Annotated in this window: 23 protein-coding genes and 1 other annotated feature; of the genes, 4 read left to right on the forward strand and 19 right to left on the reverse strand. The window is 37.7% G+C overall.

Features of this window, described 5'->3' with window-relative positions:
• Nucleotides 1-56: 56 nt before the first annotated feature.
• From pheT to ruvC, 8 genes are all read right to left on the reverse strand, one after another.
• Complete coding sequence (gene pheT / locus CIB29_RS04265; protein ID WP_094547093.1) at nucleotides 57-2,444, reverse strand: phenylalanine--tRNA ligase subunit beta; 2,388 nt, start codon at nucleotides 2,442-2,444, stop codon at nucleotides 57-59.
• A 21-nt stretch (nucleotides 2,445-2,465) separates the two neighbouring features.
• Entirely contained in the window at nucleotides 2,466-3,485 is a 1,020-nt protein-coding gene (pheS, locus tag CIB29_RS04270) for a phenylalanine--tRNA ligase subunit alpha (RefSeq protein WP_094547095.1), read from the reverse strand.
• A gap of 65 nt (nucleotides 3,486-3,550) precedes the next feature.
• Nucleotides 3,551-3,795, reverse strand: a binding site (T-box leader).
• A gap of 59 nt (nucleotides 3,796-3,854) precedes the next feature.
• A complete protein-coding gene (locus CIB29_RS04275; RefSeq protein ID WP_094547097.1) occupies nucleotides 3,855-5,972 on the reverse strand; it encodes an N-acetylmuramoyl-L-alanine amidase family protein in 2,118 nt (705 codons plus the stop codon).
• Between the two features lie 166 nt (nucleotides 5,973-6,138).
• A complete protein-coding gene (locus CIB29_RS04280; RefSeq protein ID WP_198543747.1) occupies nucleotides 6,139-6,465 on the reverse strand; it encodes a hypothetical protein in 327 nt (108 codons plus the stop codon).
• A gap of 59 nt (nucleotides 6,466-6,524) precedes the next feature.
• Nucleotides 6,525-6,752, reverse strand: a complete 228-nt coding sequence (locus CIB29_RS04285; RefSeq protein WP_094547134.1) for a DUF2905 domain-containing protein — start codon at nucleotides 6,750-6,752, stop codon at nucleotides 6,525-6,527.
• 40 nt (nucleotides 6,753-6,792) lie between these two features.
• Nucleotides 6,793-7,797 carry a Holliday junction branch migration DNA helicase RuvB gene (ruvB, locus tag CIB29_RS04290; protein ID WP_423241284.1) on the reverse strand — a complete coding sequence of 335 codons (1,005 nt, stop codon included), beginning with the start codon at nucleotides 7,795-7,797 and terminating at the stop codon, nucleotides 6,793-6,795.
• Nucleotides 7,798-7,860: 63 nt separating this feature from the next.
• Nucleotides 7,861-8,457 (reverse strand): Holliday junction branch migration protein RuvA, encoded by a 597-nt coding sequence (gene ruvA / locus CIB29_RS04295; RefSeq protein WP_094547136.1) that lies wholly within the window; start codon nucleotides 8,455-8,457, stop codon nucleotides 7,861-7,863.
• A 150-nt stretch (nucleotides 8,458-8,607) separates the two neighbouring features.
• The gene (ruvC, locus tag CIB29_RS04300) at nucleotides 8,608-9,108 is read right to left on the reverse strand and encodes a crossover junction endodeoxyribonuclease RuvC (RefSeq protein WP_094547138.1); all 501 of its coding nucleotides are present in this window, start codon (nucleotides 9,106-9,108) and stop codon (nucleotides 8,608-8,610) included.
• 253 nt (nucleotides 9,109-9,361) lie between these two features.
• On the opposite strand from ruvC, the gene CIB29_RS04305 reads away from it, so the two are divergent.
• The 4 genes from CIB29_RS04305 to CIB29_RS04320 all read left to right on the forward strand — a co-directional run bounded on the left by CIB29_RS04305 (nucleotide 9,362) and on the right by CIB29_RS04320 (nucleotide 12,927).
• Nucleotides 9,362-10,573, forward strand: a complete 1,212-nt coding sequence (locus tag CIB29_RS04305) for an argininosuccinate synthase (protein WP_094547140.1) — start codon at nucleotides 9,362-9,364, stop codon at nucleotides 10,571-10,573.
• Between the two features lie 86 nt (nucleotides 10,574-10,659).
• Nucleotides 10,660-12,048 carry an argininosuccinate lyase gene (argH, locus tag CIB29_RS04310; RefSeq protein ID WP_094547142.1) on the forward strand — a complete coding sequence of 463 codons (1,389 nt, stop codon included), beginning with the start codon at nucleotides 10,660-10,662 and terminating at the stop codon, nucleotides 12,046-12,048.
• Nucleotides 12,049-12,198: 150 nt separating this feature from the next.
• Nucleotides 12,199-12,582 carry an adenine nucleotide alpha hydrolase family protein gene (locus CIB29_RS04315; RefSeq protein WP_242965051.1) on the forward strand — a complete coding sequence of 128 codons (384 nt, stop codon included), beginning with the start codon at nucleotides 12,199-12,201 and terminating at the stop codon, nucleotides 12,580-12,582.
• A 162-nt stretch (nucleotides 12,583-12,744) separates the two neighbouring features.
• On the forward strand, nucleotides 12,745-12,927 hold the full coding sequence (locus tag CIB29_RS04320; RefSeq protein WP_094547146.1) for a hypothetical protein: 183 nt from the start codon (nucleotides 12,745-12,747) through the stop codon (nucleotides 12,925-12,927).
• A gap of 68 nt (nucleotides 12,928-12,995) precedes the next feature.
• Here CIB29_RS04320 and CIB29_RS04325 read toward each other — a convergent pair whose 3' ends face one another.
• From CIB29_RS04325 to CIB29_RS04375, 11 genes are all read right to left on the reverse strand, one after another.
• Complete coding sequence (locus CIB29_RS04325; protein ID WP_094547148.1) at nucleotides 12,996-13,571, reverse strand: Uma2 family endonuclease; 576 nt, start codon at nucleotides 13,569-13,571, stop codon at nucleotides 12,996-12,998.
• 99 nt (nucleotides 13,572-13,670) lie between these two features.
• On the reverse strand, nucleotides 13,671-14,915 hold the full coding sequence (locus CIB29_RS04330) for a glutamate-5-semialdehyde dehydrogenase (protein WP_094547150.1): 1,245 nt from the start codon (nucleotides 14,913-14,915) through the stop codon (nucleotides 13,671-13,673).
• Nucleotides 14,916-14,929: 14 nt separating this feature from the next.
• Complete coding sequence (gene proB / locus CIB29_RS04335; protein ID WP_094547152.1) at nucleotides 14,930-15,763, reverse strand: glutamate 5-kinase; 834 nt, start codon at nucleotides 15,761-15,763, stop codon at nucleotides 14,930-14,932.
• A gap of 291 nt (nucleotides 15,764-16,054) precedes the next feature.
• Entirely contained in the window at nucleotides 16,055-17,713 is a 1,659-nt protein-coding gene (locus CIB29_RS04340) for a peptidoglycan D,D-transpeptidase FtsI family protein (protein WP_094547154.1), read from the reverse strand.
• 70 nt (nucleotides 17,714-17,783) lie between these two features.
• Nucleotides 17,784-19,034 (reverse strand): peptidase U32 family protein, encoded by a 1,251-nt coding sequence (locus CIB29_RS04345; RefSeq protein WP_094547156.1) that lies wholly within the window; start codon nucleotides 19,032-19,034, stop codon nucleotides 17,784-17,786.
• Nucleotides 19,035-19,157: 123 nt separating this feature from the next.
• Entirely contained in the window at nucleotides 19,158-19,820 is a 663-nt protein-coding gene (locus CIB29_RS04350) for an O-methyltransferase (protein ID WP_094547158.1), read from the reverse strand.
• Nucleotides 19,821-20,029: 209 nt separating this feature from the next.
• The gene (gene mltG, locus CIB29_RS04355) at nucleotides 20,030-21,124 is read right to left on the reverse strand and encodes an endolytic transglycosylase MltG (RefSeq protein WP_094547160.1); all 1,095 of its coding nucleotides are present in this window, start codon (nucleotides 21,122-21,124) and stop codon (nucleotides 20,030-20,032) included.
• 12 nt (nucleotides 21,125-21,136) lie between these two features.
• Nucleotides 21,137-22,948 carry a translational GTPase TypA gene (gene typA, locus CIB29_RS04360; RefSeq protein ID WP_094547161.1) on the reverse strand — a complete coding sequence of 604 codons (1,812 nt, stop codon included), beginning with the start codon at nucleotides 22,946-22,948 and terminating at the stop codon, nucleotides 21,137-21,139.
• Between the two features lie 104 nt (nucleotides 22,949-23,052).
• Nucleotides 23,053-23,706: a response regulator gene (locus tag CIB29_RS04365; RefSeq protein WP_094547163.1), complete on the reverse strand. Its 654-nt coding sequence runs from the start codon at nucleotides 23,704-23,706 to the stop codon at nucleotides 23,053-23,055.
• On the reverse strand, nucleotides 23,678-24,874 hold the full coding sequence (locus CIB29_RS04370) for a sensor histidine kinase (RefSeq protein WP_094547165.1): 1,197 nt from the start codon (nucleotides 24,872-24,874) through the stop codon (nucleotides 23,678-23,680). Before CIB29_RS04370 ends, CIB29_RS04365 begins: the two co-directional genes overlap by 29 nt.
• 351 nt (nucleotides 24,875-25,225) lie before the next feature.
• Nucleotides 25,226-25,432, reverse strand: a complete 207-nt coding sequence (locus CIB29_RS04375; protein WP_094547167.1) for a heavy-metal-associated domain-containing protein — start codon at nucleotides 25,430-25,432, stop codon at nucleotides 25,226-25,228.
• Nucleotides 25,433-25,442 lie beyond the last annotated feature (10 nt).

Raw genomic sequence — 25,442 nt, forward strand, 5'->3', positions numbered from 1 at the left:
CGGTTCACAGAAATCATTATATATTTACCCGTGAACCGTGAACAATTAACAATTTTTTATTCTCTTAACTGTGCATCCAAATTAGTTTTTAAACCGTTAATAATCTTATTAAATACTTTATTGATATCTTCATCGGTGAGTGTCCTGTCGCTGGCCCTAAAGGTAATGGAGTAGGCTACACTTTTCATTCCTTCCGGAATTTGCTTTCCTTTATAGACATCAAATAGTTTCACATCTTCAAGAAGCTTGCCTGAGCACTGCTTGATAATATCTTCTATTTGTTTTACCATAATTTCATCCTTCACCAGCATGGCAATATCCCTTGTTACGGCAGGATATTTTGGCAGAGGCTTGTATTGTGCTACCATGTTTGCATTTTCCAAAAGAGTGTTAAAATCTAACATTGCCACATAGGAACGAACAGCAAGTTCATAATTTTCCAGCACATCAGGATGGACCTCACCCATAATTCCTAATTCTTTTTGGTTGATGTAAACCTTTGCCGTTCTGCCTGGATGGAAAGATGGATTGTTTTTTTCAGGAATAATTTCATATTCCTGAATACCTAAAATATATAATAATTCTTCTACAACTCCTTTAAGCAGATAAAAATCACTTTCCCCATACATTCCCAGTGTGACAACCAGTTTTTCTTCAGGCAGTTCCTGCACCGGCAAAGCTTTAGGTATATAAATGCTTCCTAATTCAAATAACTTCACCTGTTCCACCCTATGGTTATAGTTTCTTGCCATGACTTCAAGCATTCCGGATAAAGTAGTCGTTCTCATGATACTGTTTTCTTCTCCCAGAGGGTTGGAAATAGTAACCACCTTTCTCAATTCGCTGTCTTGTGGTATATTCAAATAATCGAATATTTTAGGACTGGTGAAGGAATAGGTAATAATCTCGGAAAGTCCTTGGGCAATTAAACAATTTTTAATTTTATCCTCAAGCAGCTGCTTGCGGTTCTTTCTTCCCTGCGTCGTTTTTCCGGACAAAAGTGTAGATTCTATTTTATCATAGCCATATATTCTTGCTATTTCCTCAGCAAGGTCCGCTTCTGATTCCACGTCGGACCTAAATGTCGGAACAGTGACAAGCATTTTTTCTTCATCTACTTCAAATTCAAGCTTTCGAAGAATATCTACCATATATTCTTTGCTGATATTTGTTCCTAAGAAAGCATTAATCTTATCAGGACGCAATTTTAGTTGTACAGGTGTTACACTGCTGTTGTTTACGTCTATGATTCCGTTCACAACTTCCCCTGCGCCCAGTTCAGTGATAAGCTGGCACGCCCTATCAAGTGCTCTTACAACATTGTTTACGTCTAATCCTTTTTCAAACCGCGCGGATGCCTCTGTTCTCATACCCAGCTTTTTGGCCGTCAGTCTTATAGAACTTCCCAGGAAATTAGCAGATTCAAATAAGATGGTTTTCGTATCTTGCGTAACTTCAGAGTTTGCGCCACCCATTACCCCTGCTACAGCAACCGGCTTTTCTGCATCTGCAATGACCAACATGCTGCTATCAAGTTTTCGTTCCTGTCCGTCAAGGGTTTGTATGATTTCCTCATCCTCTGCCCTTCGGACAACAATCTTGTTTCCACTAAGGTTTTTCAAATCAAAAGCATGCATTGGCTGGCCGAATTCGAGCATTACATAGTTTGTGATATCTACAATATTATTAATAGATCTTACACCGCATGCCCTCAGCCTGTCACGCATCCACTTGGGTGAAGGTTCTATTTTTACATTTTTTATCACCCTGGCCGCATACCGCGGACACAAATCAGGGGCCAAAACCTCTATCGAAGCATAAGCACTTACATCTTCTCCTGCTTCTTTTACCTTTACCAGCGGCCTTTTAAACACTTTATCAAGTGTAACTGCGGTTTCCCTCGCCAAACCAATTACACTTAGACAATCGGGACGGTTTGATGTAATTTCAAACTCAATGACATTCTCATTTAATCCTAATACCTCTTTTATATCTTTACCTAACGCATATTCACCATCTAAAATTAAAATTCCATGATCAGGAGCGTTTGGATAATCTTCTTTGGTTAAACCCAACTCTTCAATAGAACACATCATTCCATTGGATTCCACGCCCCTTAATTTACCCTTCTTGATTGTAACACCTCCAGGCAGCTTTGCTCCATGTCTGGCAACAGGAATACAGGCCCCGGCATAAATGTTAGTTGCTCCTGTCACAATCTGCACAACTTCATCACCTAAATCTACCTGGGATACTTGCAGTTTATCCGCATCAGGATGTTTTTCTACCGTTAATATTTTTCCTACAACTACATTTTGAATATCTTCTCCGGTTTTTTCTATCCCCTCCACCTTGGACCCGGACATGGTCATTGCTGAAGCGTATTCTTCAGGTGTTACTTCTATATCAACATAATCTTTCAGCCAACTCATGGGAATTTTCATAAAATATAACTCCTTTCTAAATCAAAATTGTTTTAAGAACCTCATATCATTCTCAAAGAACAATCTTAAATCATCAATATCAAATCTCCTCATAACGATTCTTTCCAGACCCATGCCAAAAGCAAAACCGCTATATTCTTCCGGGTCAATGCCGCAAATTTTTAACACCTTGGGGTGCACCATTCCTGAACCAAGGATTTCAATCCAGCCTTCCCCCTTACATACTCTGCATCCTGAACCACCACATACAAAACAGGATACATCCATCTCGGCACTAGGCTCAGTAAATGGAAAATGGTGCGGCCTGAACCGTACTTTTGCATCTTCTCCATACAACCTCTTTGCAAATACTTCCAGTGTCCCTTTTAAATCTCCCATTGTAACATTTTTATCTACCACCAAACCCTCAATCTGATGGAATACAGGAGAGTGAGTTGCATCCACGGCATCAGAGCGGTAAACTCTCCCGGGTGAAATAACCCGGATAGGAGGTTTCTTGTTTTCCATTGTCCTAATTTGGACTGGAGAAGTTTGCGTTCTTAAAACGATATTTTCATTAATGTAAAAAGTATCCTGTGTATCTCTTGCCGGATGGTTTTTTGGAATATTTAAGGCTTCAAAATTATAGTAATCCAGTTCTACTTCAGGACCTTCAGCAATTTCGAAACCCATCCCTATAAAAATATCTTTTATTTCATCCAATACAATACTAAGAGGATGTTTTTTACCTAAACTTCTCCTTTTCCCAGGCATGGTTACATCTATCACTTCCTGTTGAAGCTTCTCCTGCTTCTCTTTCTTTACCAATACCTGTTTTACATTATCGATTTTTTCTTCCAAATAACCTCTAATTTCATTTGCCAGTTGACCAATGACCGGTCTTTCTTCTGCAGATAAGGCACCCATACCCCTAAGTACCGAGGTTAGCTCACCTTTTTTTCCCAGATACTTTATTCTTACGTTTTCTAATTCCTGTATTGACGAAATATTCTCCAGTTCTTTTTCAGCATTAAACCTGATACTGTTAAGCTGCTCTTTCATTGTATCAAATACTCCTTTCATAATATATACAAAATATACAAAAAAATAAATGCCTTTGTCCCCGTAATAGGGACGAAGGCATATTTTTCCGCGGTACCACCCTGCTTCTTGCGTGCACTAAAAAAAGTGCCAACAAGCGCTCATTGTCATGTAACGGTTCCCACCGGTATTACTTACTACACGGTTAACTTTTCAGTAATACAGTTCCAGAGCGAACTTCAGTTAAACTTTTCCAAAAAGTGTTTTCAGCCGGTGACACTTTCTCTCTGATGGCCAGTTTTAACCTACTCTTCTCCTTCATTACTTTTCAACTTTTAATTTGTGCAGTATTATAACACACTCAATTCAACATATCAAGGGGCATTAAGATTATTTTGACACACTTTCATTTAACGCCCTTATTGTTGCAACATATAATGCGTCTGCCGCTTTTTGCAGGAAGGAATCAGTTTTTAATTTCTGTCTATCCGACTCATTGGTGAGAAAAGCTACTTCGGCAATAACTGCAGGCATTTTGGTCTTATTCAAGACTACAAGTTTAGGTCTTTCTCTTAATCCCCTGTCTGTAGTGCCCAGATGTTTTACCATCTCTTCCTGGACAATTTGAGCTAACCTGCGTCCGGTAATACCGTAAGCAGAATAATAGTCAGAAGATGACGGATAATACAATGTCATTGTGCCATCATAATCGGGATCTTGTATTGCATTATTATGTACACTTATAAATAGTGTTGCATCCAGCCTGTTTGCAAGCTCCGCCCTTTCAGCCAATTCAACGAAAGCATCATCTTTTCTGGTAATGTATACTTTTACGCCGGCATTCTTAAGCATCTTATATAACCTTAGAGATATATCCAAATTGGCATCTTTCTCTTTAATCTCATCTTTATAGACAGCTCCAGGGTCTTTCCCTCCATGTCCTGGGTCTATTACTACCACCTTATTCTTGGCTCCGGGATTTAGCTCCAAATTAGCAGGTATATTTGAAGAATCCGGGACATTGCTTTTATCTTCTACAACATCAATAATTGTTTTTCCACCGGTTGTCTGGGCATTCACTAAATATTTATATGGCTTCTTTGCATAAAAAACGATATCGGTAGTTGCGGTTTGAGTATTCTTAGTAATATCTATATAATCAAAATACACATCATTAATATGTATCCTTCCAGTCCCTAAATCCAACCAGGAATAAGGAACGGAAATAGTATGTTTATTGCTGTAGGGGTCACTCTTTTCAGTATAATCAGAGATCGTATTACTGCCGTAAATAATAAGTTGAGGTTTATCCATATTACTATAGTAAACATTTTTATAGGATGGAGTCGTAATTTCCAACTTCAATCCGTTTGTTGTCTCTTTAACTTCAAATTGTGGCTGCCCTTCTACATCCACCACGATTCTAACAGTATTGGGATCATATTGTGCATATCTAACTGACTTTACAATATTTCCATTAGCCTTAATAACTTTTTCAGCAGCATCTAATTTAGCTAATGGAATATCTAAAACTATTCTATCCGGATTACTGTATCGGGACATACTAGGTTTTTGTAAATAGTCCATGCTGATGTCGACTGTATTTATGCTGCCGGATTGAGTAAATTTCACATTCGTAACATTAGCAATCGCGTTATTAAAATCAATATAAAGCTGCTTTTTGTCCCGGGATAATTCTATTTTATAGCTTGTCCACATTTTTAAGTCCACAACAACACGGGTAACATTCGGATTGATCTCATACTGTGCAGACCTTATTTTAGAAATATTATTATAATTAATTTCAAATTCTTTTTTTTCAACATCTAAAACAGCATTTTTTACGTCTATAACAAGTCTCGGATGATCCTCCAGCTCAAAAGTTGAGTATTGGTCAATGGCTGAATCAGAACTAACTATTATCCTTGATTTATTATCTTTGGTTGTATATTCAATTTTATTGATCTTCACATCTGCAGCCTTTTCGTTTTTTTCCGGAGGACTATCAGGGTTAAAAACTACATCAGACGGTGTGTAGTCTATTGTAATCAACCGTTGGGCAGCTTTCCAATCTACTTTCATACCAAGCATTTCTGCCACAAAACGGGTTGGGATCATGGTCCTTGAGTTAATAATTTTAGATGGGATTTCCATCTCATATTTTTTATCATTTACAATAGCAATCTTATCATTAATAGTAAGCAATATGTTGGTATTGTTCATAGAAACTGCTACCTGGGATTTAGCTTCGTCCCATGATACTTTTGCGCCAAGCTTTTCAAATACTGCCCTGGCAGGTACTACGGAACGGTCATCGAATATGATTGGCGGCATATCCGTTTGCAGCATTTCACCATTTACCTGAAGATAGGTAGGCGGAATATTATAATCATGCCACTGTCCATCGTAATAATATTTAGTTGCGCTTGATGTGTTCACTTGTGCGTATACCGGGATGTTGATTAGTAAAAGCATAAAACATACGAACAAAACAATTAGCCTTTTCATTATATTGCACCTCACAAAAAATTTGCCATTAAATACAATTCGACACAAAACCTTTTTTTCCTTCAAAAAACCAGCCGAAAAGGCCAATTGTAAAATAATTGTAAAACTTTTGTAACAAAATGGCTAAAAAGAGTCTACACCTGGTAAAACAAGTGTAGACTCTTTTTTAATGGGTTTTGTTTATATCATACTTATTACCTTCTATATCTTCAAAATAATTGCCATAGTGTCTGCTATAGGATGTATGCTCATTTTCAAGATAATGAAGATTTGCTGCTATTCGTACGACATGAGCATTTTTATCATGCTGGATTTGAATATCTGACGGCTTGCCGTCATCATTTCTATTTTCCAGGTAATATGTCAAAAATTCAGAAGCTATTTCATTAGTATATTGATCATATATTGCTTCGTATTCCTTTTCCGGAATTTCCAGCATAATTCTGTGAAGACCATCATTGACACTTCTTGTTTCCACAACGCTATTTAACATAATAAAATCAACTCCTTTAAAATTATTTTGTCAAAAAAGGAGTTAAATTATTTTTACATCTAAAAAAATCTTTTTATGATATTTAGAACAATTGTTAAAATTACACTTAAAAGAATAGACGTAACAATTGGGAAATAGAATGCAAAATTTCCTTTTCTTATTGCAATATCTCCCGGCAATCTGCCTATTCCTATCTTACTGCCAAATATAAAAATAATTCCAACCGCAATCATAATAACTCCGAAGGTTATAAGCATTTTACCAATAGATGAAGAAATATCAAACATTGTTGATCCCTCCTATCGATTTAATTTCTAGACCTCAGCCTCATTCCTGATATTCAATTCCAAAATGCTCATACGCCAGCTTGGTTACTGTCCTTCCCCGGGGCGTTCGATTGATAAACCCTAACTGCAAAAGATAAGGCTCATATACATCTTCAATAGTAGTACTTTCTTCCCCGATGGAAGCAGCAAGAGTTTCCAGTCCCACAGGACCGCCGCCAAATTTTTTTATAATTGCAAGTATCATTCTCCTATCTACCATATCCAGGCCAATATTATCTATCTCAAGTGCGTTCAAAGCAAAATCAGCTACTTCTTTTGTGATCCTGCCATTTGCCTTAACTTGAGCAAAGTCTCTTACCCGTTTTAGAAGACGGTTGGCTATTCTGGGAGTTCCCCGGGAGCGCTTTGCAATTTCTTCTGCTCCTGCAGCATCAATTTCTATTCCCAATATACTGGCTGAGCGCACGACAATATTCTTTAATTCTTGTGGACTGTATAACTCTAATCTGCTTATTACCCCAAACCTATCCCTTAACGGCGAGGTTAACAAACCTGCCCTGGTAGTAGCACCTATCAAAGTAAACTTTGGCAAATCCAGCCGGATGGAGCGTGCACTAGGGCCTTTTCCAATGATAATATCCAAAGCATAGTCTTCCATTGCGGGATAAAGTATTTCTTCAACACTTCTATTTAACCGGTGAATCTCGTCAATAAATAAAATGTCATGGTGGCCCAAATTTGTAAGGATGGCAGCAAGGTCTCCAGCCTTTTCAATGGCAGGTCCGGACGTTATACGGATGCTTACCCCCATTTCATTTGCGATGATATTTGCAAGAGTAGTTTTCCCTAATCCGGGCGGACCATACAGCAAAACGTGATCCAAAGCCTCTTTTCTTCGTTTTGCAGCTTCTATAAATACCATAAGGTTTTCTTTTACCTTGCCCTGTCCTATATATTCGTCCAGTGTCTTAGGTCTGAGACTGGTTTCAATATCAAAATCTTCTTCAACCAGCTGCGTAGTAATAATACGATTATCAATATCCATAATTACCCCCTGTTTTAATTAACATACTAGCCGTCACACACTCCCCACTATTTTCATATTATGTCACTTTAGTGAGTTTTTCAATGCTTGTTTAACAATCTCTTCCACTTCCAACCCTTCACCTTTCACCGATTGGACTGCCCGGGTAGCTTCTGCAAAGGAATATCCCAGGACAACCAGTGCATGGACCGCTTCAGATGAATAATTAGGCTGCCCTGTAAAGGTTTCTTCTTCTCCTTTTAAACTTATTAAGTCCTCTGACTTGATTTTATCCTTAAGTTCCAATATTATTCGCTGAGCAAGTTTATTTCCAATTCCGGGAGCCCTAGTAATGGTTTTAACATCTGAACCAACCACTGCTAAAGCAAATTTGGACGGGGATGTAGTAGATAAAATTGCAAGGGCTGCTTTTGGACCAACACCAGAAACAGAGATCAACAGCTCAAACATAGATAATTCTTCTTCATCTACAAAGCCATACAGGTCCATTGCATCTTCTTTTATGTATAAATAAGTATACACCTTGACTTGCTGATGTAATGGAGGCAATCTTTCTATAGTAGAAGCTGAAGTATGAACCTTATATCCTACCCCATTCACATCAACAATAATATGGTTATCTTTGACATACTCTATATTTCCTCTTAAGTATGCAAACAAAATAATACACAACCTTTCAAAAATAGTTGATGGTTTTTAGTTTCCAATCTTAAAATTCCTCAATGTGTGCATATTTTTTAGTTGATGAATATTATTTAACAGGCTCTAAGGCTTTTCACAACGTCCTTTCCATAATATTCATCAATTAAATTAAATGTACCCATGCCTCAACCTGTTATTCATATTGGCCGAATGGGCGTGACAAACTGCTACAGCCAAGGCATCGGCAACATCATCAGGCTTGGGAACTGCAGTTAGCGATAATATTACTTTCACCATCTGCTGTACCTGCGCCTTTTCTGCCCTCCCATAACCCACTACTGACTGCTTCACCTGCAGTGGAGTATATTCATAAATATTCAATCCTTTGTTGGCTGCTGCAAGAATTGCCACACCTCTGCCATGTCCAACAGTAAGAGCTGTTTTTACATTTTTATTAAAAAACAATTCCTCCACAGTAACCACATCAGGATGGTAAGTATCAATTAAACCTTCAGTCTCCCGGTATATCACTTTAAGTCTTTCGGGTAAGCTCATGGACGGAGCAGTAGTAACAGCTCCGTAATCTATGACAGTAAACTTGTTTCCTTCATATTTTATTATACCATAGCCGACAATTGCAATACCCGGGTCAATTCCCAATATTACCATGTTCCTTGCCTCTCATCTATAAGTAATTTTATTTATATTTATACTTTTTTATGCATAATATTTCATTCCGTATTCATCGTTACAACCTTCCATTAATTGTAAATTCTTAATTCCAAACTCCCAACTGTCCTCTCTCCTTTATTTTTATATTAATATCTTTTCATTTTACTATTGAATATTTATACATCATCATATATAATATACACAGAACTTTTCCAAAGCATATTTTATCATAACAAGGAGGATTTTGCATATGAGTAGTAAAGAAAAAGTAGTATTAGCCTATTCGGGCGGTTTAGATACTTCCATTATTATACCATGGTTGAAAGAAAATTACGACTATGAAGTAATTGCCATGGCTGCAGACGTAGGACAAGGAGAAGAACTGGCTCCTTTAAGGGAAAAAGCAATCAAGACCGGTGCAAGTAAAATTTATATAGAAGATCTTAAGGAAGAATTTGTTACCGACTTTATATTTCCTACACTAAAAGCCGGTGCCGTATATGAAGGCAAATATTTATTAGGTACCTCCTTTGCAAGGCCCTGTATTGCAAAAAGGCTTGTGGAAATAGCCAAAAAAGAAGGTGCTGTTGCCATATGCCATGGAGCAACCGGAAAAGGTAATGACCAGGTTAGGTTTGAGCTTACAGTGAAAGCATTGGCACCTCATCTGAAGATCATAGCTCCGTGGAGAATATGGGATATTAAGTCCAGGGAAGACGCCATTGACTACGCCCAGGCAAGAAATATACCCATTCCTGTTACCAAGAAAGACAATTACAGCATGGATAGGAATTTGTGGCATCTCAGCCATGAAGGTTCTGACCTTGAAGACCCGTGGAATGAACCACAGTACGATAAATTGCTTAAATTGATGACAACCCCTGAAAAAGCTCCAGAACAACCAACTTATGTGGAAATTTATTTTGAACAGGGGATTCCTAAAAAAATTAACGGCAAAGAATATGGCCCCGTTGAGTTGATCCAGGAATTGAATAAAATAGGAGGAGAAAATGGCATAGGTATTGCGGATATTGTGGAAAACAGGCTTGTTGGAATGAAATCCCGCGGTGTATATGAAACACCGGGAGGAACAATCCTTTACACCGCACATAGGGAACTGGAATACCTGACATTAGACAGACAAACCCTTCATTACAAGGAAATGATTGCAATCAAATTTGCAGAGCTGGTTTATGATGGAAACTGGTATACGCCTTTGAGAGAAGCTTTATCAGCATTTGTGGACAGCACTCAAAGAACAGTGACAGGCACTGTAAGACTCAAACTTTATAAGGGTAACTGTATGCCTGCAGGAGCAAAGTCTGAATTCTCTCTGTATAATGAAGCAATTGCAACTTTCGGCAGAGATGAAGTTTATAACCAAAAGGATGCTGAAGGCTTTATTAACTTGTTCGGTTTACCGTTAAAAGTTAGAGCTATGATGATGGAAAAAAATAAATAATTCGCAGTTAGAGGTTCGTGGCTGGTAGAAATATTTTGTTATAACTACAGGCCACGAACTATTATTGATAAAGGATGTGATAATGTATGAAGCTGTGGGGTGGCAGATTTCAAAAAGCCACAGATCATATGGTGGATGATTTCAACTCATCTATAAGGTTTGACCAACGGATGTACCGCCAGGACATTTTGGGCAGCATTGCCCATGCAAATATGCTTGGAGAATGTGGAATCATCTCTAAAGAAGATTCCCAACTTATCCAGAAAACTCTCCATGAAATATTGGCAGATATTGAAGCAGGCAAAATTGAATTTGAAATTGATGCAGAAGATATTCATATGAATATAGAAAAAATTCTTATTTCGAGAATTGGCGATGTAGGAAAAAAACTACACACAGGCAGAAGCCGCAATGACCAAGTAGCGCTTGATATACGGATGTATCTGAAGGATGAAGTTGTCCAATTGTGTTCAATACTTATTGAATTGGAACAGGTACTTATATCATTAAGTCAAAACCATCTGGAAACCATTATGCCCGGCTATACACATCTGCAAAAAGCTCAACCCATAACCTTTGCCCATCATTTAATGGCTTATTTCCAGATGTTTAAACGGGATATTGAGAGGTTAATGGATTGTTATAAAAGAATAAATGTAATGCCCTTGGGCTCGGGTGCTTTAGCAGGCACAACCTATAACCTCAACCGCCACCTGGTTGCCAGGCAGCTGGGCTTTGATGAAATTACCCAAAATAGCCTTGACGGGGTAAGCGATAGAGACTTTGCCATAGAATTGGCCTCCTGCCTCTCTATTGTTATGATGCATTTGAGCCGTTTCTGTGAAGAGTTGATTTTATGGTCTACCCATGAGTTTTCTTTTATTGAAATGGATGATGCCTATAGTACCGGAAGCAGCATCATGCCGCAGAAAAAAAATCCGGACGTTGCAGAACTAATCAGAGGAAAGACAGGAAGGGTTTATGGAGACCTCATGGCGCTATTAACAGTCATGAAATCTTTGCCTCTTGCTTATAATAAGGACATGCAGGAAGATAAAGAAGCAATTTTTGACGCCATTGATACCGTAAAGCTTTGTCTGCCTGTATTTATTAAAATGATTGAGACAATGAAACCCAATAAGGCCAACATGTATAAAGGCGCACAGGGTGGTTTTACCAATGCCACTGATGTAGCCGATTACCTGGTCAAAAAAGGACTGCCTTTCAGGGAAGCTCATGAAGTAGTTGGAAAAATGGTATTGTACTGCATTCGTAATAATAAAAATCTGGATGATTTATCATTAGATGAATACAAAAACTGCTCCCCGCTCTTCGAGGAAGACATATACCAGGCTATTAGTCTTAAACATTGCGTTGAAGATAGATCTCTGCCCGGCGGCCCGGCCAAAAAAGCCGTTTTGGATTCTATCGAACATGGAAAGCAATTTATTTCGAAAATGAAAGAAATATTCTAATACTTTTATTTACTTTTATTCTATTGCAAATAGTTGCTAACTGCATTTGTTTACTGGGTGACCAAACAGTGGTATAATATACTCGTTAAAGCTGTTAAGCTTATTATAAAAAAATAGATAAAATTATATATGTGTAAAGGCGGTTTAAATGTGAAAAAGGTTCCCAGAATTATGGTGTGCGTAACACGACAAAAAACTTGTGAACGATTGATAAAAATTGGGAAAAAAACTGCTCTTGAGGTTGGTGCAGACGTTTTTGTCGTCCATGTAGCCAAAGAAGGTTCAAACTTTTTAGATAACCCTCATGAGGGTGAAGCCTTGGAATATTTGTTTCAGATTTCCAAGAATGCAGGTGCAGATATGACTGTTCTGCGTTCCAATAATGTAGTAAATACCCTGGCAGAGTTTGCAAATAAGAATATGATTTCTACAATTATTTTAGGAGAATCACCCTATTCCCACAACAATACTAATATTATACGACAGTTGGAACATCTTTTACCCACCGTTGAAATCAGAATAGTCTCTGCATAAAGTAATTTGGTTTAATACATTAAAAAGCCTTCATGAGAATGAAGGTTTTTTTGTCTTTTTACAAACTTTTTACATAAAATATAAAATTCTATAACATAGAAATTTTATTATAATTTATAAATAAAGGTAATGATTATTTATGCTCAGGGAGGTATAGAAGTTATGAGTCTATTTTATGATAATTTTTTTACAAACTATCCGATACATATAAAAAATTTTAGCAGTAATAACGATTTACTAAACATTGATTTGGACAAATTAAAAATTTTAATCTATGAAAATTCAAAAAAGATTGATGAAGAGCTGAAAAAATTAAATGAACTCTCCAAACAAATAAGACTATAAAAAGTTTTACTACTTACAAACTTTTTATAGTCTTATTATAAAACTGCCACATGCAGCTTCGTATTCAGTCAAATCGAACCAAATACAGGAGCTAAATCAATGATAAGGTCAGGAAAAATAGATACCTTGACTTTATTTTCTTCGGTATAAGCCTCCGGCCTGCCATACCTTTTATTGTCCTGAAGAATAAAGACATTTACAAAATTGCCTTCAGGTTCAACTATCCAATATTCCTTTACTCCTGCATTTTCATATCTATTAAATTTCAATACCCGGTCTCTCCGTGCAGTTGACGGTGAAGATATTTCGATAATGAGAGATGGTACACCATAATATCCGGTACCTTTTAATCCTTTTTTATCACAAACAACAAGAATATCAGGCTGAAAGACATTGGTGGTATGTTCATCTTTCTCGTTTCCACAAGGGATTCTCAAATCGAAAGGTGCAGCAAATACTTGACAGGGTTTATCTTTGAGATAGTTGCTAAACTGTGTCAACAACTCTCTTGATAACGCCTGATGCTGCCAGGTCGGGGAAGCTTGCATATAGGGCACCCCGTCAATAATCTCCCATCTTTCTTCTTCCGGCCAGGTTAAATAATCAGCATAAGTGTATTTTTTGTTTTCTTGAGGCAATGGCACAAAACCACTCCTTTCATTTAACAATAAAATTGTATTTATTTGTGCTGGTTTTATGTCTGCTTTCAAACTATATTTTTCATTTGGGTAAAAATGATACTTTCACCGAACCTGCCCGCTTCCAAATATAATATATTTAATTGTGGTCAATTCCTTTAATCCCATTGGTCCCCGGGCGTGCAGCTTCTGGGTACTGATTCCTATTTCTGAGCCAAAACCGAATTCAAAACCGTCGGTGAACCGGGTAGATGCATTTACATATACCGCTGCAGCATCAACTTCCTGCAGGAATTGCTGTGATTTATTATAGTTAGTAGTAACAATAGCCTCGGAATGCCTGGTCCCATATTTATTGATATGTTCAATAGCGTGGTCAATATCATCCACTACCTTTACTGCAATGATGTAGTCAAGATATTCTTTATACCAATCTTCTTCAGTAGCCGGAACAACATCCGGAAATATTTTTTGGACCTCTTCACATCCTCTGATTTCTACATTCAATTTCCTCAGGCTGCTTAAAACTTTTGGCAGGAATTCCTGTGCTATTTTTCTGCTGACAAGAAGAGTTTCTGCGGCATTGCACACTCCCGGGCGGCTGGTCTTTGCATTGATGACGATCTTTTCAGCCATTTCCTGGTCACATTCGTCATCCACATACACATGGCAGTTGCCGACACCGGTCTCAATAACGGGAACGGTAGAATTATTTACCACTGTCTGAATAAGCCCTGCCCCTCCGCGCGGAATAAGTACATCGATGTATTTATTCAGCTTCATCATTTCTACAGCAGTTTCCCTGCGGGTATCTTCAATAAGCTGTATGCTTCCTTCCGGTAAACCTGCTTTTATTATAGCTTCATTCATGATTTCAACGATTGTCCTATTGGAGTGGATTGCTTCACTGCCGCCACGCAGTATAACTGCATTTCCTGCCTTTAAGCACAGGGCTGCGGCATCAACTGTTACATTGGGCCGGGCTTCATATATGATTCCTATAACCCCAAGGGGGACTCTCTTCTGTCCGATAGTAAGATTGTTTGGACGTTTCCACATGGAGATTACTTCACCTATGGGGTCCGGCAGGCTCTTAATCTGCAAAACACCTTCTGCCATTGATAAAATCCTTTTATTATTTAAAGTTAATCTATCCAGCAGGGCTCCTGAAATCCCTTTTTCTTTTGCATTTGTTAAATCCTTGTTGTTGGCTTCAAGGATTTTATCTTCATTTTTTATTAACTCATCAGCAATTGCCTGTAATGCATTGTCTTTAATGATGGTTGAAATGTTTGATAATTGATAAGATGCTTTTTTAGCTTTTTCACCTTTTAAAATCAATTCGCTCATTTTGTGAAACCCCCTTATACAATCTCTTTTAACTGCCGCACAATATGCTGGCCTTCTTTCAAAAATAAAGTACCTACCTGTTTACCTTCAAAAATCTCATATAATATTCTAGGATCTTCTCCGTTGGCAATAATCATATTAACTCCGGCTTTGCATGCAATTTCAGCTGCAGAAATTTTGGTAGCCATGCCTCCGGTCCCTCTGTTACTTCCGGCACCACCCGCCAATTTCTTAATTTCCTCGGTAATTTCTTCTACAACAGGAATAATTTTTGCACTTGAATCAATTCTGGGGTCTGCATTGTATAAGCCGTCTATATCAGAAAGAATCACTAAAAGGTCAGCATTTACCAGCGCACCCACCACTGCCGATAAAGTATCATTATCCCCAAATTCAATTTCTTCAACTGCAACCGTATCATTTTCATTCACTATAGGAATAATTCCTAATTCCAACAAAGTGTTAAAAGTGTTTATGGCATTTCTTTTACGGTGTGCTTCTTCTACAACATCTTTTGTTAACAGAACTTGTGCTACAATATGACCATATTCAGAAAACAGTTTATCATAAAGATGCATAAGCTCACATTGTCCTACAGCGGCAACAGCTTGCTTTTCCTGGGTTGTTTTTGGCCTTTGCCGGAGTCCAAGCTTTCCAACACCCACACCAATTGCACCGGAGGTGACAAGTATGATCTGCCTGCCCTCATTTTTCAAGTCTGACAATACCCTTACAAGGCATTCAATTCTTTTTAAATTTAATTTTCCTGTATCATACGTTAAAGTGGATGTACCCACTTTTACAATTATTCGTTGAGAAGTCTGAATTTCTTTTAATATCTGGTCCATTTTTATCCTTCTTTCATGTTATTAATAATTATATTTTACCAACAATATTATTTATTTCAAGTAAAAATTTCTATAAGGGATATATTTTTTAGTTAATGAATATTATTGTAATCACTAATCTACAAGGCTAACTCATTATCCCTTAAAATGCAAAATGCGACAAGCGAGAACCGTCCCCTGTCGCACTATTATCCCTTAAAATGCAAAATGCGACAAGCGAGAACCGTCCCCTGTCGCACTATTATCCCTTAAAATGCAAAATGCGACAAGCGAGAACCGTCCCCTGTCGCACTACTTATAATTCAACTTTAAAATTTCTTCTGCAATTTCTTTAAAAATTGGTGCTGCGGCCTTTCCCCCCTGCCTTCCGTTTTCTACAAATACTACCATTGCATACTTGGGCTTGGTAATAGGAAAATATCCTGTGAACCAGGCATGGACTTTTGTTTGTCCGTCTTCTGTTTTCCACCCTGTTTCGGCACTGCCGGTTTTTCCTGCTGCACCTCCGTATTCTTCAATCCTGGCATTTGTTCCTGTTCCTGAAGCTGTTACTTCTTCCATCATCTTCTGAATCTTTTTGGCAATGTCAGCGCTGATAACTGGTGTATCATCTTCACGTCGTAACTGTTTTACTACATTTCCATCATCTGTTACAATCGCATCTACAATATTTAATTTCTTTCTTATCCCATTATTCGCTATAGTTGTTACCATATCCGCCACCTGGATGGGCGTTACAAGTATTTCTCCCTGTCCTATAGAGATATTGGCAATCTCTCTAGGAGAAACATACTTCTTATCTGGAACATTTCCTGACTGCTGCTCCAGTCCGTCAAAAAGATGTATAGGGCTTCCAAATCCAAATCTCTTTGCCATATCTATAATGGATTTATACCCTAACTTTAATCCTGTGTCTATAAATAGAGGATTGCAGGAATAGGCAAACCCCTTTATAAAATTAATTTCACCATGACCATCTTCTTTATAGCACTTAAATTCTTTTCCATCCACATCGATACGTCCAGTGCATGTAAAAGGCGTCTCCATCTCAATAGTCTGCTGTTCCAGGGCAGCTGCAGCAACAACAATTTTAAATATAGAACCTGCATCATATGCGGAAAATGCTTTATTAACCAGCTCACTTTCCTGGCTCTCTATATACTGCTTAATATCATCCTGCAAATAATTAGGCCTGCTGGCTAACGCCAGAATATCACCCGTTTGTACGTCGGTCACAACAACGGCGCCGCTTTTCATTTGTGAGTCCGCTACTTTCTCCACTATGCTTTGTATATGATAATCCAAAGTAAGACGCACTCCGGTATTGTCGTTACTGCCAAAACAATTTACAACCCTGTAGCCCAGGCCGGGTATGGAACGTTTGAAAGCATCTCCAACCATCCCTATGCTCTGAGATTTTTGAGTGGCGAGGTATTGATTGAATGCCTTTTCAATTCCGGAATATCCCGACTGGTCAACGTCATTTATATATCCTATAACATGTCTTGCCAATGAAGAATTGCCATATCTCTTGCTTAAGCTTATAATTTTAACTCCGGGATAATTTAATTTTTCAGTAATCTCTTCCTCAGAATAATTATCTATGATAAAAGTTACGGGTTTTTTTTCACCTAATATCTCTTTTATTTGTTGTGTACTATATCCCGTATATTTTGACAGGTCCTGGGATACCTGGACAAAATCTTTAAAAAGGTTGGGAATAACGACCACATAATATTTATCTTCCCTATCGGTGAAAGGTATCATATTTCTATCATAAATATTACCCCTGGCAACTTTCAATGTCGTATCGATAGCTCTTTGCCGGGCTGCTTGTTGGGTTAAAAAATCTTTCTGTATTACCTGGAAATATAAAAGTCTCACAAACATGCATAAGAATAATATTGTAAAAAAAACTGTGATAAACCTTAATCTGTTGTGATAAATCAAAAGTGCACCTCCAAGTCAGGAAAATAGTTCATACTACATTTTTCCCAGACATAGGGTGCACTATACAATACTACCGGCCACTTAGATCTTTTTCTTCGCCCTTCTTACGCAGCATGGAATAGGGTACAACAGGAACTTTCATTGGTATTTTCAAAACCATCTGAGGATGGGGGGCAACATTGATTGCCTGGCCTTCCTCATTTCTCATTTCTTCTATAATCTGCGTGAAGAAAAAAGGCTTATCCGGCTGCACAACTTCAACCTCATCTCCAACAAAAAACCTGTTTTTTTGTTCAATGATTGCAATCCCAGTAACCGGATCATACTCCTTTACCAGTCCTACAATATCATATTCTCTTATATAGGAACTGGTATGATAAATTTGCTCCTTTCCAGAGGGTTTCCCAAAATAAAACCCTGTTGTGTACTCTCTATGGCTGACTTTCTTTAATTCATCAAGTAATGCCGGATCAAATACATATTTTCCCGGATTATCCATATATGCATCTATTGCCTGCCTATAGGCTTTTACTACAGTTGCTACATAGTAAGCACTCTTTACACGACCTTCTATTTTCAAACTTGATATCCCACTCTTCAACAGTTCAGGAATATGTCCAATCATACACAGGTCTTTAGAGTTATAAATAAACGTGCCCCTTTCATTTTCAACAACCGGCATGTATTCTCCCGGTCTTTTTTCCTCCATCAAATAATATTTCCACCGGCATGGGTGTGCGCAAGCACCACGGTTTGCATCCCTGTTTGCCATATAGTTGCTTAACAGGCAGCGTCCGGAATAGGATATACACATGGCGCCATGCACAAAACATTCCAATTCAACATCAGCAGGAACTTTTTCTCTTATCTCCTTGATTTCCTGTAACGAAAGTTCCCTCGCAAGAATGATTCTTTTTGCCCCAAGCTTGTGCCAAAATTCCGCACTCTTCCAGTTGGTATTATTTGCTTGAGTACTAATGTGAATCTCAAGGTCTGGCGCTACTTCTTTTGCTATTGCAAATACGCCAAGATCTGAGACAATCAGTGCATCAACACCTATTTCCGATACCTCCCGTATATATTCCGGAAGCCCTTGCAAATCTTCATTGTGAGGAATAATATTGGCTGTAACATATACTTTTTTTCCCCTGCTATGGGCAAATTCAACGCCCTCTTTCATTTCCTCCGTATTAAAGTTATCCGCTGCTGCCCTTAGCCCAAATTCTTCTCCTCCAAGATAAACTGCATCGGCACCGTAGATAACTGCCATCTTTAATTTTTCTAAATTGCCTGCTGGGGCCAATAACTCAGGTTTTTTCATAACATCACCTCGATGTTTCCTCTTTTTTATTATATAAACATAGTGGTCAGTGGAGAGTGGATAGTGTAGAGTAAAACCACTATACAGGCTATTTTCATTGTTATTAAAAATTCTCCCAGCTTTTCACTCCCCACACCCCACTTTATAAGATATTGCCACTCCATCTCCTATAGGAATAATTGTACTTTCTAATTGCGGATGATTACAAATAGTCGTAAGATAGTTTCTTAATCTTTTTACGATGGTTTTTTTTCTCCTTACCACCAGTTTGTCTGTAGCAATCATACCCTTATAGAGTACATTATCAGACACAAGTACGCCACTTGATTTTAACAGTCTCATACAATGGGGTAAAAATTCTAGGTATTGCCCTTTGGCTGCATCAATGAAAATATAATCGTATTGTCCTGCCAGCCCGGGGAGTATTTGTTCTGCATCTCCTTCCAAAACAGTTATAGTATTCTCCAAATCAGCTTTTTTAATATTTTCCCGGGCAACTTTTATCATTTTTTCATACCGTTCAATTGTTACTATTTTGCCGCCCGGTTTTAATGCCTTTGAGAGAAGGATGGCAGAGTATCCTATTGCCGTACCAATTTCAAGAATATTAACCGGATTTATTATCTTTGCTATCACAAAGATTAATCTTGCAACTTCAGGATGGACAATAGGCACATGATTCTCATGGGCATATTCTTCCATCTCTTTAAGTATCCCCTGATTTTGCGGGATGGTTTCCCGTATATATCGTGTAATATAATCGTAATTTATATTGTCTTCTATCATTAAACCGCTCCTATTTTAATATGCTATACTATATATTTACTGCTAATGATTTTACATGACAGATAAAAGGTTAATAAGTTCACGGTTCACGGTTCACGGTTCACAGTTCACGGTAAAAGCTATTAAATCGTTTACTACTGTGGCCTGAGAACTGTTAACTGAGAACTGTTAACTGTGAACTATATAGTTTAAATATGATGGAAAGAACGTTATTTTACCCTTTTCATCGCTTTTAAATGCTCGTTGTAAGTTTTTGAGTAAATATGGCTTCCATCACTATTTGCTACAAAAAACATATAGTCAACATCTGCCGGATACAATGCAGCACGTATGGACTCCCTGCCGGGGGAAGCAATTGGTCCCGGCGGCAACCCGGGATTGATATAGGTATTATATGGTGACGGTATTTTTGTATCTTCTACCGATAGTATTTCTTTTCGTTCCCCTAAAATATACTGGACTGTTGCACAAGATTGAAGGAATGGATAGTCCTTACTTTTTAAACGGTTATGAAAAACTGCGGATACGAGAGGTCTTTCCTTATCCAATTTTGCTTCTCTTTCTATCATTGAAGCCAGTATCACCACCTGGTCCACTGTCATCCCCAGCTCTTTTGCTCTTTCATAATACTGCTGTTTAAATTCTTTTTCGAACTGTTCAAGCATTTTTCTTATTATATCTTCTTCAGTGGCATCAGCATATACCTCATAAGTATCGGGAAAAAGATACCCTTCCAATCTATTTTTTCTTTCAGGCAAATCTTTTAAGAAAGGATAGTCAAATTCGCCATTTTCCGCTAATTGTATAAATTTTTCCTTATCGATCAACTTCTCGTTAGCTAGCTTTTCTACAATTTGCTTAAACTCATAACCTTCCGGAATGGTAAACTTTTTAGTTTCTTTTTTTGCCACATTTTTTTGCAGCTCTGACATAATAGCCTCATAGTCCATTGATGTGTTCAAACGATGAATCCCCTGCTGATACTTACCATCATAACGTTTTACTCTAGATACCACTCTAAAAAGGATTGGATATTTAATTAGACCCTTCTCTTTTAAAATCATTGCAATATCCTGAGTAGTAGCACCTTTAGGAATTTCTACCTCTACTGTCCTGTTTTCCACATCTCTCTTTTGGTTAAAGCTATCAGGGTCTTTAACATACTGGTAGCCTATTTTGAAGGCATACTTCCCTGCAATTACACATGAAACGATAATAATGCACATTAAGGTGAATTTGATGAAAAAGCTGAAAAACTTGTTTACATTTCCGGTCTTCCTTGTTGGTTCAGGAGATAAGTCCATCACCACACCTCCTTATCTTTTGCTTTTAGCTCTCATTTCATGGTTGAGAATTTTTTTCCTCAGTCTGATATTCTTAGGAGTAACTTCAACCAATTCATCATCAGCAATAAACTCCAATGACTGTTCCAAACTTAAAACTGTCGCCGGCGTTAACCTGAGTGCCTCTTCAGAACCGGCCGCTCTCATATTGGTAACGTGCTTTTTCTTGCATACATTGACCGTAATATCCTCCAGACGGGAATTTTCCCCTACTACCATCCCCTCATATACTTTAGTACCGGGGGTAATAAATAATGTCCCTCTTTCTTGAGCATTATATAATCCATAGGTGGTAGCTTCTCCTGTTTCAAAAGCAATGAGTGAACCCCGCTGTCTTCCCTGTATATCACCCTTATAGGGTTCATAGCCATAAAAAATATGATTCATTATCCCATTACCTTTTGTATCCGTCATAAACTCAGACCTGTAACCAATTAATCCTCTTGCAGGAATTTTAAATTCCAATCGCATATACCCCGAATTAGCGGATGTCATATTAATCATCTCAGCTTTTCTCATCCCTATTTTTTCCATAACTACTCCCATATATTCTTCGGGCACATCTATGATTAACAATTCAATTGGCTCATGAATTTCACCATTGACTTCCTTATTGATTACTACCGGCTTTGATACTTGGAATTCATAACCCTGCCTTCTCATCGTTTCAATCAAAATTGAGAGATGAAGTTCACCTCTCCCCGAAACCTTAAAAGAATCCGCAGAATCGGTTTCTTCTACTTTCAAGCTCACATTGGTTTCAGTCTCTTTAAACAACCTTTCCCTTAAATGTCTTGATGTTACAAAAATTCCTTCTTTGCCTGCAAAGGGACTATTGTTGACACTAAATGTCATAGATATGGTTGGCTCATCAATTTGAACAAATGGCAGGGGTTCCGGATGACCTGCATCACAAATGGTCTCTCCAATATTAATGTCACTAATCCCCGATACAGCAATAATATCCCCCAGTTTTGCACTTTCTACTTCTACTCTTTTTAACCCTTCAAACTGGTACAACCTGGTTATTTTCACATTGACATTGCTTCCATCTTTTTTGCATAATACAGCTTGTTGGCCATATTGTGCACTTCCCCGTTCTACTCTTCCTACCGCTATCCTGCCGATATATTCATCATATTCAATATTGGAAACAAGTATCTGCAGAGGCTGTTCCATTTCACCTTTAGGAGCTGGAACATGGTTAACAATCATTTCAAATAGAGGCAGCAGGTTTTCCCCTTTTGCCTCCGGTTCCACCACAGCATAGCCATCACGGGCAGATGCATACACCACCGGAAATTCCAACTGATCTTCATCCGCACCCAATTCAATGAAAAGCTCAAGTATTTCATCCACTACTTCGTAAGGTCTTGCCCCGGGACGGTCGATCTTGTTTACTACTACAATTGGCTTAAGGTTGAGGCTTAACGCCTTTCTAAGAACAAATCTGGTTTGCGGCATGCATCCTTCAAAGGCATCTACCAATAAGAGTACTCCGTCCACCATTTTAAGGACACGTTCTACTTCGCCTCCAAAGTCAGCGTGCCCCGGAGTGTCTACAATGTTGATTTTTATTCCTTTATACATCACCGAAGTGTTTTTGGAAAGTATGGTAATTCCCCTTTCCCTTTCCAAATCATTGGAGTCCATAACTCTTTCCTGTACCTGTTCATTTGCCCTGAAAATACCGCTTTGCTTTAATAATCCATCCACTAAAGTAGTTTTTCCATGGTCAACATGTGCAATAATGGCTATATTTCTTACATCTTCTCTTATTTGCATTGATTACTTTTCACCCTTAAATGATTAGTATATATTAACTCTTCCATTTTAGCCTAACCAAAAGAAAGTGTCAATTAAAATAAAAAGCCCTTGCTTAGAGGGCATCAATCTTTCTTTATATTATGTTTAAACGCGTAAATTGCAGCCTGCGTCCTATCGGACACATTTAACTTTTTAAATATGTTGGATACATGATTTTTAACTGTCTTTTCACTAATATATAGTTTTGCCGCAATTTCTTTATTCAACATTCCTTCTGCAATAAGTTCCAAAACTTCAATTTCTCTTTGTGTAAGCAGATTTTGATTTTTATTACTGTGCTCCTCGGATACACCTTTGGTAAATTCTTTAATAAGTTCAGTAGTCATTGTAGGTTGAATATAGGATTGACCTTTATATACACTTTGAATCGCTTTGATTAAGACATCCGAATCAGCATCTTTCAACACGTATCCGGCAGCTCCAAGCTGAACTGTTTTTACAAGATACTCACGGTCAGCATGAATAGTCAACATAATAATTTTAGAGGAGCATCCTTTCTCTTTTAATTGGGCTATCGCCTGAATGCCGTTCACCTTGGGCATATTGATATCCATTAATATTACGTCAGGCTGAACCTCCATTGCTAAATTTACTGCTTCTTCTCCATTAGACGCTTGAGCTACTACTTCCATATCTTCTTCCAATTCAACAATCTGCTTTAACCCCTGTCTTACCATGGAGTGGTCATCAGCTATTAGTATTCTTATTTTTCTCATCTTGAACCCCCTCTTTTGATTTTAGCGGTATTTCTATGTTCAACTTTGTGCCTTTGCCAATCTCTGATTGAATTTCAAAAGTCCCATTTAACAACTCTACTCTCTCTTTCATGCTGTAAAGCCCAAATCCTCCACTTTGGTCGCAGCTTTTTTTAGCAACTTCATCTAAATTAAAACCTTTACCATCATCAAATATATGTAAAGACAAAATACTTTCAGTAAAAGATATATTAACGGTTACACTTTGTGCCTGAGCGTGCTTTTTAACATTATTTAAAGCTTCTTGTATAATCCTGAAAGTAGTGAGAGAAATAACCGGACTAATATCCTCACAATTACCATTCGTTCTAAACCTGGTCTCAATATTCGTTTCCGCCTGATAATTCGACACATATCTTTGGATGGTGGGTATCAGCCCTAAATCATCAAGGGACATGGGTCTTAAGTCATAAATGATTCTCCGCACATCCTGCAGGCAGCCCCTTACCACCATTTTCAGTTCTCTTAATTCATTTTTTGCTTTTTGTACATCTACATCTATTAATTTTTCACATATTTCTGCCTTAAGGACTACATTAGACATAGATTGGGCAGGTCCGTCATGAATATCCCGGGCAACCCTCTGACGTTCTTCTTCCTGGGCCCTTATAATTTTAATTCCCAGATTTTGCTTTTGCTGAATATTTTTTAATTGAAAGCTCAAATCTAATAAATCACCCGAAAGATATTCCATTACAGTCCCTATCTGAGTGATAAGGTCCTCTGCTCTTTCAACGGTTTTGTAAGCTTCCCGAAGCCGTATTTCAAGCTCATTGCGCCGTACAATGATATTTTGTTCCTGCTCCTTCTTGATTGCTAAATCAATTCTTAAACTATCTGCCTTTTCATAGGCTTCTTTTAATTTCGCATCCGAACGATTCGCGAAGTTTTTGCTCAGCAGCATTAAATTTCTGCGACTTTCTTTTAATTCTTTTTCCAATTTTTCAACAGCCTTAATAATCTGCTTTGCCTGCTCTTTTAACTCTGCCAGATCCTGTTCCAGCCGCTTACATTCCTTACGTGCCCCTTCTGCAATATCATATATTTGATTTTTACTGGCATTAATCGCCTCTATTGTTTTTTTAATAATTTTATCCAGCTTGGTAATATCAAGCTTATTATTCCCCACAAATTTTCTCCTCTCAAAAAATATCAAAATCTTCAATTTTATTCTTCGTGTACGGTACTCATTTGAAATAACGCAGATGTGTGCCGTACTCGAAATTATTTAAGCGGTAGATTTTGATGAAACTTTATGCGACATTCATTCTGTCTGCAAGCAGACAGGTTTTCTGTTGCAGTCATTGTAACAAATAATGCTTTTTCAGCTTCTATAATAATATTTTTGCAATTACTATATTCTATATAAGTTTTTAAAGCACCTCTGGTGATTTATGGCAAATCTAATACAGAACAACAAAAATAGACTATATAATCTATTATATAGTCTATCTAGCTATGTTTACAAGATTAAATTCAATTATTTTAACCCATATCCCATTTCAGTGATTGTATCTTTTATTTTTTGTTCTTGAACGACAGAAGAATCATAATCTACTTTCACCTGTTTACTGTCAAAGTCAATTTTTACATTCTGCACTCCCTTTATTGCTCCAACTGAACTTCTGATGATATCCACGCAATTGCTGCAGTTCATACCCTCCACATTGAAAACTGCTGAATTCACTTAAACCTCT

This window comes from Petroclostridium xylanilyticum, assembly GCF_002252565.1.
Classification (GTDB): Bacteria; Bacillota; Clostridia; order SK-Y3; family SK-Y3; genus Petroclostridium; species Petroclostridium xylanilyticum.

Bases quoted from the DNA above. Each gene is read 5' to 3' on its own strand.
- pheS (WP_094547095.1), bottom strand. From the start codon at position 3,485: ATGAAAGAGCAGCTTAACAGTATCAGGTTTAATGCTGAAAAAGAACTG.
- CIB29_RS04345 (WP_094547156.1), bottom strand. From the start codon at position 19,034: ATGAAAAAACCTGAGTTATTGGCCCCAGCAGGCAATTTAGAAAAATTA.
- CIB29_RS04330 (WP_094547150.1), bottom strand. From the start codon at position 14,915: ATGAGCGAATTGATTTTAAAAGGTGAAAAAGCTAAAAAAGCATCTTAT.
- CIB29_RS04350 (WP_094547158.1), bottom strand. From the start codon at position 19,820: ATGATAGAAGACAATATAAATTACGATTATATTACACGATATATACGG.
- CIB29_RS04285 (WP_094547134.1), bottom strand. From the start codon at position 6,752: ATGTTTGATATTTCTTCATCTATTGGTAAAATGCTTATAACCTTCGGA.
- CIB29_RS04280 (WP_198543747.1), bottom strand. From the start codon at position 6,465: ATGTTAAATAGCGTTGTGGAAACAAGAAGTGTCAATGATGGTCTTCAC.
- mltG (WP_094547160.1), bottom strand. From the start codon at position 21,124: ATGGACTTATCTCCTGAACCAACAAGGAAGACCGGAAATGTAAACAAG.
- CIB29_RS04365 (WP_094547163.1), bottom strand. From the start codon at position 23,706: ATGAGAAAAATAAGAATACTAATAGCTGATGACCACTCCATGGTAAGA.
- typA (WP_094547161.1), bottom strand. From the start codon at position 22,948: ATGCAAATAAGAGAAGATGTAAGAAATATAGCCATTATTGCACATGTT.
- CIB29_RS04305 (WP_094547140.1), top strand. From the start codon at position 9,362: ATGAGTAGTAAAGAAAAAGTAGTATTAGCCTATTCGGGCGGTTTAGAT.
- ruvC (WP_094547138.1), bottom strand. From the start codon at position 9,108: ATGGTAATATTGGGAATTGACCCGGGTATTGCAATTGTCGGCTATGGT.
- argH (WP_094547142.1), top strand. From the start codon at position 10,660: ATGAAGCTGTGGGGTGGCAGATTTCAAAAAGCCACAGATCATATGGTG.
- ruvB (WP_423241284.1), bottom strand. From the start codon at position 7,797: ATGGATATTGATAATCGTATTATTACTACGCAGCTGGTTGAAGAAGAT.
- proB (WP_094547152.1), bottom strand. From the start codon at position 15,763: ATGGACCAGATATTAAAAGAAATTCAGACTTCTCAACGAATAATTGTA.
- pheT (WP_094547093.1), bottom strand. From the start codon at position 2,444: ATGAAAATTCCCATGAGTTGGCTGAAAGATTATGTTGATATAGAAGTA.
- CIB29_RS04275 (WP_094547097.1), bottom strand. From the start codon at position 5,972: ATGAAAAGGCTAATTGTTTTGTTCGTATGTTTTATGCTTTTACTAATC.
- CIB29_RS04320 (WP_094547146.1), top strand. From the start codon at position 12,745: ATGAGTCTATTTTATGATAATTTTTTTACAAACTATCCGATACATATA.